General features: G+C 52.6%; 13 protein-coding genes and 1 tRNA gene. 10 read left to right on the plus strand and 4 right to left on the minus strand.

What is annotated here, in order from left to right; genetic code table 11:
• Positions 1-312: 312 nt before the first annotated feature.
• Positions 313-654, minus strand: coding sequence for a hypothetical protein (locus tag KO497_RS00365; RefSeq protein ID WP_215941986.1), 342 nt, complete (start codon positions 652-654; stop codon positions 313-315).
• Between the two features lie 478 nt (positions 655-1,132).
• Here KO497_RS00365 and KO497_RS19050 point away from each other — a divergent pair, with 478 nt between their 5' ends.
• Complete coding sequence (locus KO497_RS19050; protein ID WP_289846641.1) at positions 1,133-1,396, plus strand: DUF6525 family protein; 264 nt, start codon at positions 1,133-1,135, stop codon at positions 1,394-1,396.
• Between the two features lie 109 nt (positions 1,397-1,505).
• On the opposite strand, the gene KO497_RS00370 is transcribed toward KO497_RS19050, so the two are convergent.
• Positions 1,506-1,838, minus strand: coding sequence for a HesB/IscA family protein (locus KO497_RS00370; protein WP_215941987.1), 333 nt, complete (start codon positions 1,836-1,838; stop codon positions 1,506-1,508).
• 125 nt (positions 1,839-1,963) lie between these two features.
• Here KO497_RS00370 and KO497_RS00375 point away from each other — a divergent pair, with 125 nt between their 5' ends.
• From KO497_RS00375 to KO497_RS00415, 9 genes are all read left to right on the plus strand, one after another.
• On the plus strand, positions 1,964-3,142 hold the full coding sequence (locus KO497_RS00375) for a deoxyguanosinetriphosphate triphosphohydrolase (protein WP_215941988.1): 1,179 nt from the start codon (positions 1,964-1,966) through the stop codon (positions 3,140-3,142).
• A 69-nt stretch (positions 3,143-3,211) separates the two neighbouring features.
• Positions 3,212-5,137, plus strand: a complete 1,926-nt coding sequence (locus KO497_RS00380; protein WP_215941989.1) for a cation:proton antiporter — start codon at positions 3,212-3,214, stop codon at positions 5,135-5,137.
• 131 nt (positions 5,138-5,268) lie between these two features.
• Complete coding sequence (gene argS, locus KO497_RS00385; RefSeq protein WP_215941990.1) at positions 5,269-6,987, plus strand: arginine--tRNA ligase; 1,719 nt, start codon at positions 5,269-5,271, stop codon at positions 6,985-6,987.
• Between the two features lie 115 nt (positions 6,988-7,102).
• Positions 7,103-8,251, plus strand: a complete 1,149-nt coding sequence (locus KO497_RS00390; protein WP_215941991.1) for an SPOR domain-containing protein — start codon at positions 7,103-7,105, stop codon at positions 8,249-8,251.
• A gap of 9 nt (positions 8,252-8,260) precedes the next feature.
• On the plus strand, positions 8,261-9,253 hold the full coding sequence (locus tag KO497_RS00395) for a glycoside hydrolase family 3 N-terminal domain-containing protein (protein WP_215941992.1): 993 nt from the start codon (positions 8,261-8,263) through the stop codon (positions 9,251-9,253).
• 33 nt (positions 9,254-9,286) lie between these two features.
• Positions 9,287-10,081: a segregation and condensation protein A gene (locus KO497_RS00400; RefSeq protein ID WP_215941993.1), complete on the plus strand. Its 795-nt coding sequence runs from the start codon at positions 9,287-9,289 to the stop codon at positions 10,079-10,081.
• Complete coding sequence (gene scpB / locus KO497_RS00405; RefSeq protein WP_215941994.1) at positions 10,078-10,755, plus strand: SMC-Scp complex subunit ScpB; 678 nt, start codon at positions 10,078-10,080, stop codon at positions 10,753-10,755. Before KO497_RS00400 ends, scpB begins: the two co-directional genes overlap by 4 nt.
• 116 nt (positions 10,756-10,871) lie before the next feature.
• Entirely contained in the window at positions 10,872-11,099 is a 228-nt protein-coding gene (locus KO497_RS00410) for a hypothetical protein (protein WP_252729439.1), read from the plus strand.
• A 196-nt stretch (positions 11,100-11,295) separates the two neighbouring features.
• Complete coding sequence (locus KO497_RS00415) at positions 11,296-12,747, plus strand: GGDEF domain-containing protein (RefSeq protein ID WP_215941995.1); 1,452 nt, start codon at positions 11,296-11,298, stop codon at positions 12,745-12,747.
• 67 nt (positions 12,748-12,814) lie between these two features.
• Here KO497_RS00415 and KO497_RS00420 read toward each other — a convergent pair whose 3' ends face one another.
• Together KO497_RS00420 and KO497_RS00425 are read right to left on the minus strand one after the other, a co-directional pair.
• Positions 12,815-13,894 carry a 2'-deoxycytidine 5'-triphosphate deaminase gene (locus KO497_RS00420; RefSeq protein WP_215941996.1) on the minus strand — a complete coding sequence of 360 codons (1,080 nt, stop codon included), beginning with the start codon at positions 13,892-13,894 and terminating at the stop codon, positions 12,815-12,817.
• Between the two features lie 94 nt (positions 13,895-13,988).
• Positions 13,989-14,065, minus strand: a tRNA-Pro gene (locus KO497_RS00425).
• Positions 14,066-14,134: the final 69 nt, after the last annotated feature.

The raw sequence follows: 14,134 nt of genomic DNA on the forward strand, positions 1-14,134 counted from the left end.
AACTGTGATTGCTCAAAAGGGGGGGGCGTGATTTTAGGCCAATTAATTGTGATGGTTTTGTGCTGAGCGCACCAGTACCAAGGCAACCAAAAATCACTTCGGTTCTGTGTGAAGCGTTCGGACTTTTGTATGATTGAGGGGAAGCGCGTGCAAAGCACCTCCCAGGGGATAGTGATTTGCGGGATTGATCCGCCGCCAGGCGGCACAATCAACTAAGGCGCTCTGTCAGGTCTTATAAGCAGGGTCTTGTAAACGTAAAAAGGCGACCCGTGAGGGCCGCCTTTTAGAGGAGGAGGAGATTTGGAGCGGTTCTTAGTTTACAGAAACGTCGATGTCTTGAGTGGCAGCAACTGAGCCGTTTGTTGTCAGAACCGCGATAACGTCTTGGTTGGTGATTGTGTCAAAGCTCACGCGTACATTTTGGTTTGCACCAGCGTGGACGGCTTGTGTGCCGAGCAATTTGCCTTGGCCGTTTGCTGTCAATTCGTAAATATCAACAACGCCGTCTGTTGAGGCACGTACGAGATCGAGTTCAACGTATGATTTCAGATCTTGTGAGCGATCCGCAAAGATGTGGTCAGATGCGAAAGCGGAAGAGCCTGCTGCGATCAGAACGGCTGCGGCTGCGAGTGTTTTTACGGAAGTGTTAAACATGATGTGTCCTTTCAAGACGAATTGATATGTGTGTCTGGCAGCATGCCCGTGTGGCTTCATTGCTGCCTTGCCATTGGAAATAGTCCCTCTGGTTGAAATTGTAAGGCCTTGATTGTTCACAAGAAAAAGAGCGAAATTTGACAATTTCGTGAGTGTTTCAATGCACAGACTTCGCGCGAAAAAGCACAGACGGAAATCGATGAGTGCAACGTTTGATGTTTGTGAATTGTGTTCGTGCGCAATTGGCCAAGGGGTCATGACGTATCGGTTCACTACGAAATGTATAAGGCGCATATGATGTGCTTGCTTGAATTTAAGTTGTGATGTTATTACGTATCATATTGGTGGCGGTATTAACTTGGCCATTATGATAAAGAAGATGGAGACCCTAAATGCCGTTCTTAACAGCAATAGACATCAAGTCGATTATAGCATATCACAGGCTTCGCCATAGGTACTGCGCGCCATGGGGCGCGTGATGAAACGTTCTCGGCGAAAGCGAAATGCCCAAAGCAGTTTAAAGCGGCGTGTGCGAAAAGGGGATCCTATGGCGGCTTATGATCAACTGCCGACGGAGTTGCGATCTTGGCTGATGCATGCAGCGTTACCGTGGTCGCCACGTTCGGTGCTACGGTCTTGGAAAAAGTCTTTACAGACTTACAATGGCGATATTGAAGAAACTAAGCGGCACCTATCACGTGTCGAGCGCCAACTTCTTAAACGTGATAAATTTCACCCCTGAATAGACGAGGCGTGAAGCGTATATGATACATCGCAGCGTCTATTGTATCTGGGCTATCTTCAGATCAGGAGGGCGTCGCAGGTCATTCGCTTGACATCAAAATGAGTGATTACATAGAAAAGGACGTGCCGCACCCGCAAGACGAGGTGGCGTTTGGGTTTTCAATCACAAACCGCGCGCCAATCAATTCTTCGGTAAAGTCGATTACAGCGTTTTCCAAAAATGGCAATGACACAGGGTCGATCACCACAGATGATCCGTCACTTTTAAGCACAACATCATCCTCGGCAGGATCATCAAGCGTGATGTCATACTGAAACCCTGAACAACCGCCCCCATCAACAGCCACCCGCAATGCTTTCACATCGCCAAGCTCGGCGTTGATTTCGGCAAGCCGTGCAAAGGCGCGTGGGGTAACTTGGGGAGGCAAAGTAAGGGTCATGGTCTGTGCGGCGCTCTTAATTGGCGACAATTTCAATGAAACCTTTAAGGGAAGGGGTTTCGGTGTTTGTCGCGGTGTACATTTTTCAATATAAGGTGGCTAACGACGCACGACAAGGACAGTCCATGCTCAAATCCTATGCAAGCCAACCGATGGAAACCCGCGGACGGCTTTATACCGAAACGCTTTCGACATTTCGCTCGCCTTTTCAACGAGATCGCGACCGTATCATTCATTCATCGGCTTTTCGTCGCTTAAAACATAAGACACAAGTTTTTGTTGAGCATGAAGGCGATTACTACCGCACCCGTTTGACCCATTCGATTGAGGTCGCTCAAGTGGCCCGCACTATCGCGGGGGCTTTGGGGTTAAATGAAGGGCTGGCCGAAGCCATCGCACTGGCGCATGATTTGGGTCATTCGCCCTTTGGCCATACAGGCGAAGACGCTTTGGTTGAACTGATGGCGCCTTACGGCGGGTTTGATCACAACGCGCAGGCTTTACGGATCGTCACCAAGTTGGAAAAGCACTACGCCGATTTTGATGGGCTGAACCTGACATGGGAGAGTTTGGAAGGTATCGCCAAGCACAACGGGCCTATCATAGGCCCCAACGCTGATCCGAAAAAACACCCAAGCGACGCACCTGTTCCCTATGCGCTGAAAGACGTGAACGACCAATTTGATCTGGAGCTGCACACTTTTGCCTCAGCCGAGGCGCAGGTCGCAGCCATCGCTGATGATGTCGCGTATAATCACCATGATTTACATGACGGTCTGCGCGCGGGCCTGTTCACGGCTGAGGATTTGATGGAGCTGCCTTTGACGGGGCCAGCTTATGAAGAGGTGGATCGGCTCTATCCTGATCTTGATCGTAACAGGCGCGATCATGAGGCTTTGCGGCGGATTTTCGGCTATATGGTTGAGGATGTAATCACCATCGCCAACAACCGGCTAAGCAGTGCCTTGCCGGAAACGGCGCAAGATATCCGCGATATGGACCGAACGATTATACGCTTTTCCAAGCCGTTCTTTCAAAACTTGAAAGCGATTAAATCGTTCTTATTCAAACGCATGTACCGCGCACCTTCTGTGATTGTTGAGCGCAAGCGCGTGACGGCGATGGTCAACGCTTTGTTTCCACTGTTTATGGAAAAGCCGGAACTTTTGCCTAAAGAATGGCGTCAAGAGGTGGCTGTTGCGAAAAGTGATACGGATTTGGCGCGTATCGTTTTGGATTACGTGGCTGGTATGACGGATCGCTTTGCCATCCAAGAATACGAACGTCTGTTTGACGCTGCGTAGTTGCTTTTATCGGCGACAGGCACATGCGATGTTGTCCTGAATATGGACGGCTAAAAGGAGCGCCATTTCATGGCCACGGAACATCTTGCTGGATTGACGACGGTTCAAGCTTTTGCCCTTGTCGGAGCGGCCGGCGTTGGCGCGCAATGGCTGGCTTGGCGGCTGAAACTGCCTGCTATCGTTGTGATGTTGGCTGTTGGTCTGCTGATCGGGCCTGTGTTTGGCCTGTTCGATCCGGCCCGCGATATCGGACCTATAGTGCAGCCATTGATATCCTTGGCTGTGGCCGTGATCTTGTTTGAAGGCGGGCTGACGCTTGAACTGCACAAGCTGGGGGATGCGCGCCAAGGGGTCAAACGTTTGGTCTGTATCGGCGCGCCTTTGGGTTGGCTGTTGTCAGCATTGGCGCTGCATTTCGGGGCAGGGCTTGGTTGGGAAACCTCAGCGGTGTTTGGCGGTATTATGGTGGTCACAGGGCCAACTGTGATCGCGCCACTGCTGCGCCAAGCCAAGTTAGACAAGCGCCCCGCAAGCCTGTTGCAATGGGAAGCCATCGTCAACGATCCCATCGGTGCATTGGCCGCCGTACTGGCTTTTGAATTCGTCTTGGTGTTCCACGAGGCGGAAAGCCTGAGTGATGCTTTGGGGCAGTTGGCGATTGGGTTTATCGTGGCTTTGATCGTGGGGCTGATCACTGGACTTGGTCTTGCGCGGATGTTTAAGCGTGGACAAGTGCCTGAGTACATGAAGGTTCCGGTGCTATTTGCGACGCTTTTGGTCTGCTTTGCCGTGCCCGATATGTTGCTGCATGAAAGTGGGCTTTTGGCCGTGACGGTGATGGGCTTGGTGATCGCCAATGCCGACCTGCCATCTTTTGTTGAATTGCGTCGTTTCAAGGAACACGCGACAATCCTGTTGGTTTCCGGTGTTTTCATCTTGCTGGCCGCCTCGCTTGATTTCGCCTCTTTGGGGCAATTGACGTGGCGCGCGGGCGTTTTTGTTGGTCTGATCGTCTTGGTGGCGCGCCCGTTGACGGTGTTCCTATCGTTGATCGGCACCAAGCTGCCCCGTAACGAGCGGATTTTGATCGCCTTCACCGGTCCGCGTGGTGTTGTTTTGGTCGCCGTCGCAGGTCTGTTCGGTGAGCGGCTTGCCGCGGCTGGCATTGCTGACGGAGCCCTCATCGGCCCCTTGGCCTTTGCTTTGGTCATGGTCACGGTTGTGCTGCATGGGTTCACGCTTGCGCCATTCGCGCGGCTCTTGGGGCTGGCAGCAACAGGCACGCCGGGGGTCATGTTGGTCGGAGGGTCGCGGTTTACGACGGCTTTGGGCGAAGCATTGCAAAAAGAAGGTGTGCCGGTGATTGTCGCTGATACCAATCATGCCCGTCTTATTCGGCCCCGCGCGCATGGCGTACCGGTGTTTTATGGCGATGTTTTGTCGGAGGCGGCGGAACATTCGGTGGAAATGCTGTCCTATCAAACCGTGATCGCGGCCAGTGAAAATGATGCTTATAACACGCTGGTGGCCACGGACTTGGGGGCTGAATTGGGCCGCGAACACATGTGGCAAATCGCGCCACATAAAAGTGACAAGGCCAAACACGCTTTGCCAACGCAGCTTGGCGGCAGGCCCTTCGGCAACGGGCGAAACTTTCGTGATTTCGAAGATCTTATGACAGATGGCTGGACGCTTCGCATCACCGGTTTGACGAAAGAGTTCGGCTTTGACGATTGGAAAGCCATGAATCCAGAGGCCAAGCTTTTGGGGCTTCTGTCGGAAGATGGCTGCGTTAAACGTCTGTCGCCTGATGAGGTGGAATTGTTGTTCCCCAATAGAGCAAAGGCCAAGATCGACGCTTTGCCAGAGGATTTGCGCGAAACCGCCAAAGCACAGTTGATGCGCCGCATGAGTGACGCCAAACTGGCTGCCGCCCGCGCTCGTCTGTCAGCCCCCATTCGTGTGATCGGTTTGATTCCGCCTGAGACGGTTTGAGCGTCACAACTCATCTTTCAAGGGATCGACTTTATATAGGGCGTATCGCGCAGGTTTGAACCGCTTTGGGGCGTTGACCTGAGCGCGGGGAATGATAAACCCGTGCCAACTCACCAGAAGAGACAGAGACCATGAATCTATTCGCCGATATCCGCGCCCTTGTTATCAATAGCCTCACTGAATTGACCACCGGGGGCGTATTGCCCGAGGGTCTGTCCTTTGACAATGTCGCTGTTGAACCGCCACGCGATGCGCTGCACGGTGATATGGCGACCAATGCGGCGATGGTTTTGGCCAAACCAGCCAAGTCCAACCCGCGTGCCATCGCGCAGGCTTTGGCGGATAAATTGTCTGCGGACCCGCGCATTGAAAGTGTGGATGTGGCGGGGCCGGGGTTTATCAATTTGCGCCTGAGCAAAGGCATCTGGGGTGGTTTGGTGACATCCATTTTGACCGATACGGCATTCGGCAAAAGCGCGCTTGGCGCGGGCAAAAAGGTCAATGTTGAATATGTGTCCGCCAACCCGACGGGACCTATGCACGTGGGGCACACGCGCGGTGCAGTGTTCGGGGACGCTTTGGCAAGTCTTTTGGATTATGCTGGCTACGACGTGACCCGCGAGTATTACATCAATGATGGTGGCGGGCAGGTGGATACCTTGGCGCGCTCTGTATATGAGCGCTACCGCGAGGCCAATGGGTTGTCGCCTGAGATCGCCGAAGGTCTGTACCCTGGCGATTACTTGGTGCCTGTTGGGAAGGACTTAAAGGAAAAATACGGTGACAGCCTGTTGGGCAAACCTGAGTCCGAGTGGCTTGCCGATTTCCGTGTATTTTCAACCGATGCGATGATGGACATGATCCGTGCAGATTTGGCGCTGCTTGGCGTTAAAATGGACAACTTTTTCTCGGAAAAGGCGCTGTATGATACAGGTCTTATCGAGAGTGCTATCGCTGAGTTGAAAGACAAAGGTTTGATCTATCGCGGCACGCTTGAACCGCCAAAAGGCCAGATGCCAGACGATTGGGAACCCCGCGAGCAAACGCTGTTTAAATCCACAGATCACGGCGATGACGTGGATCGCGCTATTCAAAAGTCTGACGGCGCTTGGACCTATTTCGCGCCTGATATCGCCTATCATTATGACAAGGTGCAGCGCGGCTATGACGAGATCATCGATATCTTCGGTGCCGATCACGGTGGCTATGTCAAACGGATGAAAGCGGCTGTGTCGGCTTTGTCTGACGGCAAAGTGGCCTGCGATATCAAGCTGGTGCAACTGGTGAAACTGTTCAAAAACGGCGCTGAATTCAAAATGTCCAAACGGGCAGGGACTTTCGTGACCTTGAATGATGTGGTTGAACAGGCTGGCAAAGATGTGACCCGTTTCATCATGTTGACACGCAAAAACGACGCTTCACTTGATTTCGATTTTGACAAGGTTCTGGAACAATCCAAAGACAACCCTGTGTTCTATGTGCAATACGCGCATGCGCGGGTCTGTTCTGTATTGCGCAAAGCCGAGGCTGCTGGCGTGGTTTTGACGGATACGCCACAGTTTGATGATCCTGCTGAAGTCACATTGGCACGCAAATTGGCCGATTGGCCGCGTCAGGTCGAAATCGCAGCAAAATCACACGAACCGCACCGTATTGCGTTTTACTTGTACGAATTGGCATCAGATTTCCATGCGCTGTGGAATAAGGGCAATGACAAGCCAGAGTTGCGCTTTTTGCAAGATGACCTAAATGCATCATCGGCAAAAATTGCCCTGCCACGGGCCGTTGCCGTTGTTATTTCTGCAGGATTGGGTATTCTAGGCGTAACGCCGGCACAAGAGATGCGTTAAAAACAAGCACCTGTGCCGGATATTGGGAGAATGAATTGGGACGTTAGCTTCCGAAATTCTCCAAGAGCAGACGATAACCCGTTGTTAAAAAACGGGAAGCGGTAGAGGCAAAGACATGGCGCAGACCTATTCAGCGCGCACGCAGCAGGGCTATGCTCCGCTGGCGGACGCTTATTCAACTGGCTCGCAAACGGGCCAGTACCCCTCATATGATCAATACGGCAATGGTCACATAAATGACCCTCAGCCTCATGTTCACGCCCAAGAACACGCGTCTTACGGCTATGAACAGCCTTTTCCAGCGCCAGAACCTGCGTACACCTATGACGCCTCTGGGCGTGGGTATGCCACAGATGGCACGCCTCTGCGCCCAAAACTTGGCGCCGCGCAATGGGGCGGGGCGATCGTGTCTTTGGCGCTTATCTTTGGATTGGGCATTTGGGGCTATAACTTGATGGCCCGAGATGTCTCAGGTGTGCCTGTGATCCGTGACATGTCTGGCAGCGCGCGTTTGGTGCCTGAAAATCCTGGTGGTCAATTGGCAATGCACCAAGGCTTGTCAGTCAATTCTGTAACCGCTGATGGGTCCGCTGGCGCCCCTGCGGATACTTTGACGCTGGCCCCGCGTCCGATGGCTTTGACAGATGAAGACCGCCCCATGGGTGAAACAGTGACAATCGTGTCCAATTATCAACCGGACAACGCCTACACCCAACCGGCTGAGCCGTTACCGGTTCTTGCTCCTTTATCGGCTGAAGTGGTCGTGCCTGATCCGCTTGAACTGTCCAATGTTGAACCTGTGGCGGCAGATGCAGGCGTCGAATTGCCCCTAGAGACGGGCGCGTTAACGCGCTCGCCTGTGCCAAAAGCGCGCCCCGTCCGTTTGGCCGCAGTGGCAGCGACGGATGTAACTGCGAGTGCTGCGATATCTGATGCGAATTTGAACGATGTTGCGGGTGATATATTGGCAGCCCTCAGTTCCGAAAACGAAATGCCCACGTCGCAAGTGGCTGTTGGTACGCCTTTGGTTCAATTCGGTGCGTTTCAAAACGAAGACATTGCGCGGGCAGAATGGGATCGTCTGGTGTCGAAATTTGACGCTTTGATGAAGGATAAAACCCGCATTATTGAGGAAGCCGAATCCGGTGGCCGCACATTTTATCGTCTGCGTGCGCTTGGCTTTGCTGACGCGGCAGACAGCAATCGGTTCTGCGCGGCTTTGACCGCAAGCAATGCGGCCTGCGTGCCCGCGCGCCAACGCTAACGGTCACTGATGGGGCAGGGTGCTTATATCTTTGGCTGTGAGGGCTTGACGCTTTCACCGCTTGAGGCGCAGTTTTTTCGCGATGCAAACCCTTGGGGATTCATTTTATTTTCGCGCAATGTCGATACAAAAGAACAACTTAGGCGTTTAACATATGATTTGCGCGAGGCAGTGGGCTGGCACGCGCCGATCTTGATCGATCAAGAAGGCGGGCGTGTTCAACGCATGCGTGGCCCGATTTGGCGTGAATTTGAACCGCCGCTTGATGATAGTCTGTCGAAACCTGATCCTAAACGCGCCATGTGGTTGCGCGGGCGTTTGATTGCCGATGATCTTTTGAGTGTAGGTATTGATGTGAACTGCGCGCCAACCTTGGATGTGGCCAGTGATCTAACGCATCCGTTTTTACGCAATCGTTGTTATGGCACAGATCCTGTTACCGTGGCCGACTTGGGGCGCGCGATGGTGGACGGAATGGCCGCAGGTGGTGTGGCCGCGTTGATGAAACACATTCCTGGGCATGGGCGCGGAACAGCGGACAGTCACAAAAACCTGCCGCGTGTATCTGCCTCTAAGACGGAACTTGAGATCGATTTCGCGCCCTTTAAAGCCTTGAATGATCTGTCCATGGGGATGTCTGCGCATATCGTTATGGAGGCGATTGATCCGGAACGTCCGGCCACGCAAAGCCGCGCTTGTATCGATGTGATCCGCAACGAGATCGGCTTTGGCGGTTTGCTCATGACGGATGATCTGTCTATGCAAGCATTGAAAGGCAATGTGTTTGAACGGGGCCACAAAGCGATTGAGGCCGGATGTGATATCGTGCTGCATTGCAACGGTGATCTGATTGAGATGCAAAGCGTCGCAGCGCTAGGGAATATGTCTGATATTGCGCAACGCCGCGCAGATTATGCCGCCACCGCGCGCCCTCCAGCGCCAAGCTCAAGGACACAGGCCATTGACATTAAGGCGCTGGAAGCTGAATTTCAGTCTTTATAAGCGTTCTCGATTAACTGGAGCCTGTTTGCGCCCATGTCCCAAGACGACCAATTTGAACTGAGCGAAGTGCTGAGTGTCGAGGAACGGCTTGCGGCCGAGGCCTTGATTGTCGACGTGGACGGTTTTGAGGGCCCGCTGGATTTGCTACTGACCCTGTCGCGTACGCAAAAGGTCGATCTGCGCACCATATCGATTTTGCAGCTCGCGCATCAATATTTGGCTTTCGTAGAAAAAGCCAAAGAGCTGCGGATCGAATTGGCGGCTGATTATTTGGTGATGGCCGCATGGTTGGCCTTTTTAAAATCGCGCTTGTTATTGCCGCCTGATCCCGCAGATGAAGGTCCGTCAGGCGAAGAGCTTGCCGCACATCTGGCATTTCAATTGGCGCGGCTATCAGCCATGCGCGAATCTGCGGCAAAATTGATGGCGCGCGACCAAAAGAACCGTGATTTCTTTGCGCGGGGCATCCCTGAAACCATGGATCGCGTGCGCAATGTCACTTATACGGCATCGCTTTTGGATTTGATGCAAGGCTATGCGCGCATTCGCACCAAAGACGAATTTCGCCCGTTCGTCTTGGATCGCGAGTCTATTTTATCGATGGAACAAGCGCTTGAGCGGATGCGGGGGCTGATTTCATTTGCGGGCGACTGGACTGATCTGTCGTCTTATTTACCCGAAGGCTGGGAACTCGATCCTAAAAAACGCCGCTCCGCCACCGCTGCCACCTTTGCCGCGTCGTTGGAACTGGCAAAGGCGGGCAAGATCGAAATCCGCCAAGGCGACACTTTCGCCCCTATTCAAATTAGAAGCGTGAACAACAGATGAGCCAAGACATTACAACAGGTGTATCCGAAAACGCAGCACAGGACCAAGCTTCGCGCGAAAGCCTGTTTGAGGCACCGCCTTTGGCAGAACAAGAGCGCATGGTCGAAGCGGTGTTGTTTGGCTCTGCTGATCCTGTCAGCATTGCCGATTTGACCGCGCGTATGCCGCATGGATGTGATCCAAAAGTTGCTGTCGAACAGTTGCAACGTCGCTATGAGGGGCGCGGCGTGCGCGTGGTGCGCGTGAATGAGGCTTGGGCCATTCGCACGGCTCCTGACCTTGGGTTTTTGATGCAAAAGGAAACTGTTGAAACGCGCAAACTGTCGCGAGCCGCCGTTGAAACTTTGGCGATCATTGCCTATCATCAACCTTGCACGCGTGCTGAAATCGAAGAAATTCGTGGCGTGTCCGTGTCGCGTGGGACAATTGATCAGCTGATCGAGATGGAATGGATCAGGTTCGGACGCAGACGTATGACGCCGGGACGCCCTGTGACTTATATCGTGACGCCCAATTTTCTGGACCACTTTGGTCTTGAGAGTGCGCGTGATCTACCAGGACTCAAAGAGCTGCGCGCCGCAGGGCTTTTGGAAAGTCGGCCAATGCCTGATATAGGGGGCATGTCTGAGGAAGACATCGACGAGCAAGATGATTTGTTTGAAGATGAAAGTTAAAATCAGGGCCTGTAGTTTCAATGCCATCTTTATGGCGTATTGCCCGTGTAGAGACCTTTAAAACAGACCATAAACGCTATTTTTGGCATAGTGGTGTGAAACAAACGGAGTGGCAGATGAATATCGAACGCATTTTGAATATGGTGATCAGTCAAGTGATGCGCCGTCTTGTCAATAAAGGCATTGGTGCAGGTATCAGCGCGGTGACAAAGGGACGTGGCGCAGAGCAGCAGGACACACCACAAGCGAACAACAACACGCCTGCCGATCTAGAGCAGCAACAAGCGGCCAAGCTGATGGCCAAGCGCGCGCGCCAAGCTGCCAAGATTGGTCGACGCCTTTAAGGTCTTCATACCTAAGGTTTGGAATCGCAAACTGCGAAAATAAGCAATCTTTTGCCTGTTTGGCGATCAGGGATTCTAGTATCCCACGCATTTACACTTTGTTAACCTTTTGACTGCACTGATCTCATATTGCTTTATGAGTTTTGTCCTGATGGGGAGCTGTGGTCAAAATGTTATGTGTAAAAGGCGACTTTTAATGAGCCGCATGAGAAAACTCGTCCTCGGATTTGATCAGGTTGGATCTGTCGGTTTTGGGCCTGCGCTTGTGGCGCTGAAACTCCAAAAAATCTTGGTAACTTTAGGCACTACGGGAACCATCGGTTTGGTTTTCTTTCTCAACGCAGATGTGCACTTTCTGCCGTCTGTTTTAAACGTGAACGAGACGCATGGATTGACCGCTATGTGTCTGGTATTGCTGGCTCTTGCTGTGATGGGGCGTCGGGGTTTTCGCAAGCCGACGCATATGCGTGACATAGCTTTCGCGCTGATCGCCAGTCTTGCAGTCTTGCGCATTTACGAGGCGATCTTTTGGCACAGCTTGCTGTTTTCATCAGGAGTCGAAGCCCTGTTTGGATTGACCTCAGATCAACATATTCCGATGGGGTTGAATACGGCAGTCAGCCTGTTTTTGCTGAGCACGGGTGCCTTTATGCGGCACCGCTTGCCATCACTCTCTATCGTGATGATTTTGTCAGGTCTGGTCTTTCCAAGCGTGTCTGCCTTGGGATTTTCATATCAGCACCAAGGTCTGTATGGGCAAATGTCCTTGGTGACGACTTTGTTGCTGTTGACGCTCGGCGCGTCAGAGCTTTTGTTGTTCGTGCGTTCGCCATTGCTGAAACATTTTTTAACCACGTCATCTTGGGGACGTATGGCGCGGTTGCAATTGCTAATCGTTATCTGCGGGGCCTGGCTTATTGGTATTTTGGCTATTCGCTCTGATTTCGATGGCGCAGCTGAAGCTGTTGTTGGCGGTGTGATTTGGCTGTTCTTGGTGACAATGCTGATCACGGGGCCTTTGTTTGAGCGCGTTGACCGCGACCGGCGCGCATTGGAGCGTGAGTTGACGCGAAAGGCGAATATCGATCCGCTTACCGGTCTGTGGAACCGGCGCGCTGTACGTGAGATGCAGTTTTTGGGGACCTCCACTGACGATACGGGGCGCGTGCCTAAGGCGGATCACATTGGTGTCATTATGGCCGATGTCGATATGTTTAAGCGTATCAATGACGTCGCGGGGCATTGTGAAGGGGATAAGGTGCTGCGCAACATCGCGCGGGTGTTGCGCGAACGCGTGCGTGGCCTTGATGTGGTTGCGCGTTGGGGGGGCGAAGAATTTTTGATCCTTTTGCCTGACTTGACCCATGAAAAAGCGATGGAGGTGGCCCAAGTGTTACGCGTCGCTGTAGCAAGTACCGTCACATGGTCGAACAATGGGCAGCCTGAGTCTGTGACATTGTCAATCGGCGTGACGGCTATGAATGAAAAAGCAGGCAAAACGTTGGAAATTGCTTTGAAAGATGCCGACCATGCGCTTTATGCGGCTAAATCTTGTGGCCGAAATCGTGTGGTTATGTACGAAGATACGCCGCACCGTGTCTCAAAAAATATGCCCAGAGGTTTGTTGTTAAATCACTCTGTTCATTGAATTATATGTCAAGATCATAACATTCATAGACCAAGCCACTTGTTTGGGTCGGCTTAAAGGCAATGAGTTAAGCCGGTGATTTGAAGTGTTTGGACAGTTTCAAGCCTTGTCCTTGGTAATTCGACGCCAAATCCGCACCATACAACCGCTGTGGAATCTCATTCATCCGCTCATAGACCAAGCGACCAACGATTTGCCCATGTTCCAAAACAAAGGGCGCCTCATGGCAACGCACTTCCAAAACGCCGCGTGATCCGGCACCACCTGCATTGGCATGACCAAAACCGGGATCAAAAAAGCCTGCGTAATGCACGCGGAACTCGCCAACCATCGCCAAATAAGGCGCCATTTCAGCCGCCATTTCGGGTGGGATATGAACTGCTTCACGGCTAACCAAAATATAAAACGCGCCGGGATCCAAAATGATCCGCCCGTCTTTGGTGTGGATCGGTTCCCAATAGTCAGCAGGATCATAATACCCGATGTTATCAAGATCGATCACGCCTGTGTGAGGTTTGGCGCGGTAACCAACGAGATCGCCCTCAAGAGGGCGCAGATCGACGGAAAATCCGAGACCTTGATCGATCATCGCTTCGCCGTCTACGAGTGGACTTTTCATGTGAAGATCGTGCAACTCCGGATCACTCAGAACCGCTTGGCCTTCACGAAAGCGAATTTGATTGAGGCGCATTCCAGGGCGTACAAGAACTGAGAAAGATCTAGGGCAAATCTCAGCAAAAAGCGGCCCTGTGTAACCCAGTGCAATGCGATCAAATTCGACACCCTCGTCAGTGATTAGGCGGGTTAACAAATCAAGGCGTCCTGTGGAACTTTTCGCGTTTGCAACGGCTTGCACGGTCTCAGGCAGATCTAAGCTTTCCATCAAAGGCACAACGTAGACACAGCCTTTTTCCAGCACGGCACCATTGGTCAAGTCGATTTGATGCATCTCGAATTCGGTCAGGCGATCAGCAACAGAATTGCCCGCGCCGGCCAAAAACGAGGCCCGCACGCGCCAAGCGCGATTGCCAAGACGCAGGTCCAACGAGGCAGGTTGAATCTGTTCCGCAATGATAGTGGGCGCGGCAGAGATCGCCCCGTTTTCGATCATGTTCTGAATTGCTTGATCCGCGAGTACGCCCATCATTTATCCCCAATCTGTGCCGTCTTTAATGTCATCGTGCTTTAACGCAAAAATGCCCGCAGCGATAGACGCAAGCGGGCATTTTGGCGGGGTTAAATGGTCGGGCTAGCAGGACTCGAACCTGCGACCTTCCGTCCCCCAGACGGACGCGCTACCAGGCTGCGCTATAGCCCGAACTGTCGCCTTTCTAAGGATTTTGTCAGGCGGGGCAAGCGTGAAATGATTATTTACATGCCGCGCTTG

This window comes from Pacificibacter marinus, assembly GCF_018860665.1.
GTDB classification, from domain to species: Bacteria; Pseudomonadota; Alphaproteobacteria; order Rhodobacterales; family Rhodobacteraceae; genus Celeribacter; species Celeribacter marinus_A.

Bases quoted from the DNA above. Each gene is read 5' to 3' on its own strand.
- argS (WP_215941990.1), top strand. From the start codon at position 5,269: ATGAATCTATTCGCCGATATCCGCGCCCTTGTTATCAATAGCCTCACT.
- KO497_RS00395 (WP_215941992.1), top strand. From the start codon at position 8,261: ATGGGGCAGGGTGCTTATATCTTTGGCTGTGAGGGCTTGACGCTTTCA.
- KO497_RS00410 (WP_252729439.1), top strand. From the start codon at position 10,872: ATGAATATCGAACGCATTTTGAATATGGTGATCAGTCAAGTGATGCGC.
- KO497_RS00420 (WP_215941996.1), bottom strand. From the start codon at position 13,894: ATGATGGGCGTACTCGCGGATCAAGCAATTCAGAACATGATCGAAAAC.
- scpB (WP_215941994.1), top strand. From the start codon at position 10,078: ATGAGCCAAGACATTACAACAGGTGTATCCGAAAACGCAGCACAGGAC.
- KO497_RS00390 (WP_215941991.1), top strand. From the start codon at position 7,103: ATGGCGCAGACCTATTCAGCGCGCACGCAGCAGGGCTATGCTCCGCTG.
- KO497_RS19050 (WP_289846641.1), top strand. From the start codon at position 1,133: ATGAAACGTTCTCGGCGAAAGCGAAATGCCCAAAGCAGTTTAAAGCGG.
- KO497_RS00380 (WP_215941989.1), top strand. From the start codon at position 3,212: ATGGCCACGGAACATCTTGCTGGATTGACGACGGTTCAAGCTTTTGCC.
- KO497_RS00400 (WP_215941993.1), top strand. From the start codon at position 9,287: ATGTCCCAAGACGACCAATTTGAACTGAGCGAAGTGCTGAGTGTCGAG.
- KO497_RS00370 (WP_215941987.1), bottom strand. From the start codon at position 1,838: ATGACCCTTACTTTGCCTCCCCAAGTTACCCCACGCGCCTTTGCACGG.
- KO497_RS00375 (WP_215941988.1), top strand. From the start codon at position 1,964: ATGCTCAAATCCTATGCAAGCCAACCGATGGAAACCCGCGGACGGCTT.
- KO497_RS00415 (WP_215941995.1), top strand. From the start codon at position 11,296: ATGAGCCGCATGAGAAAACTCGTCCTCGGATTTGATCAGGTTGGATCT.
- KO497_RS00365 (WP_215941986.1), bottom strand. From the start codon at position 654: ATGTTTAACACTTCCGTAAAAACACTCGCAGCCGCAGCCGTTCTGATC.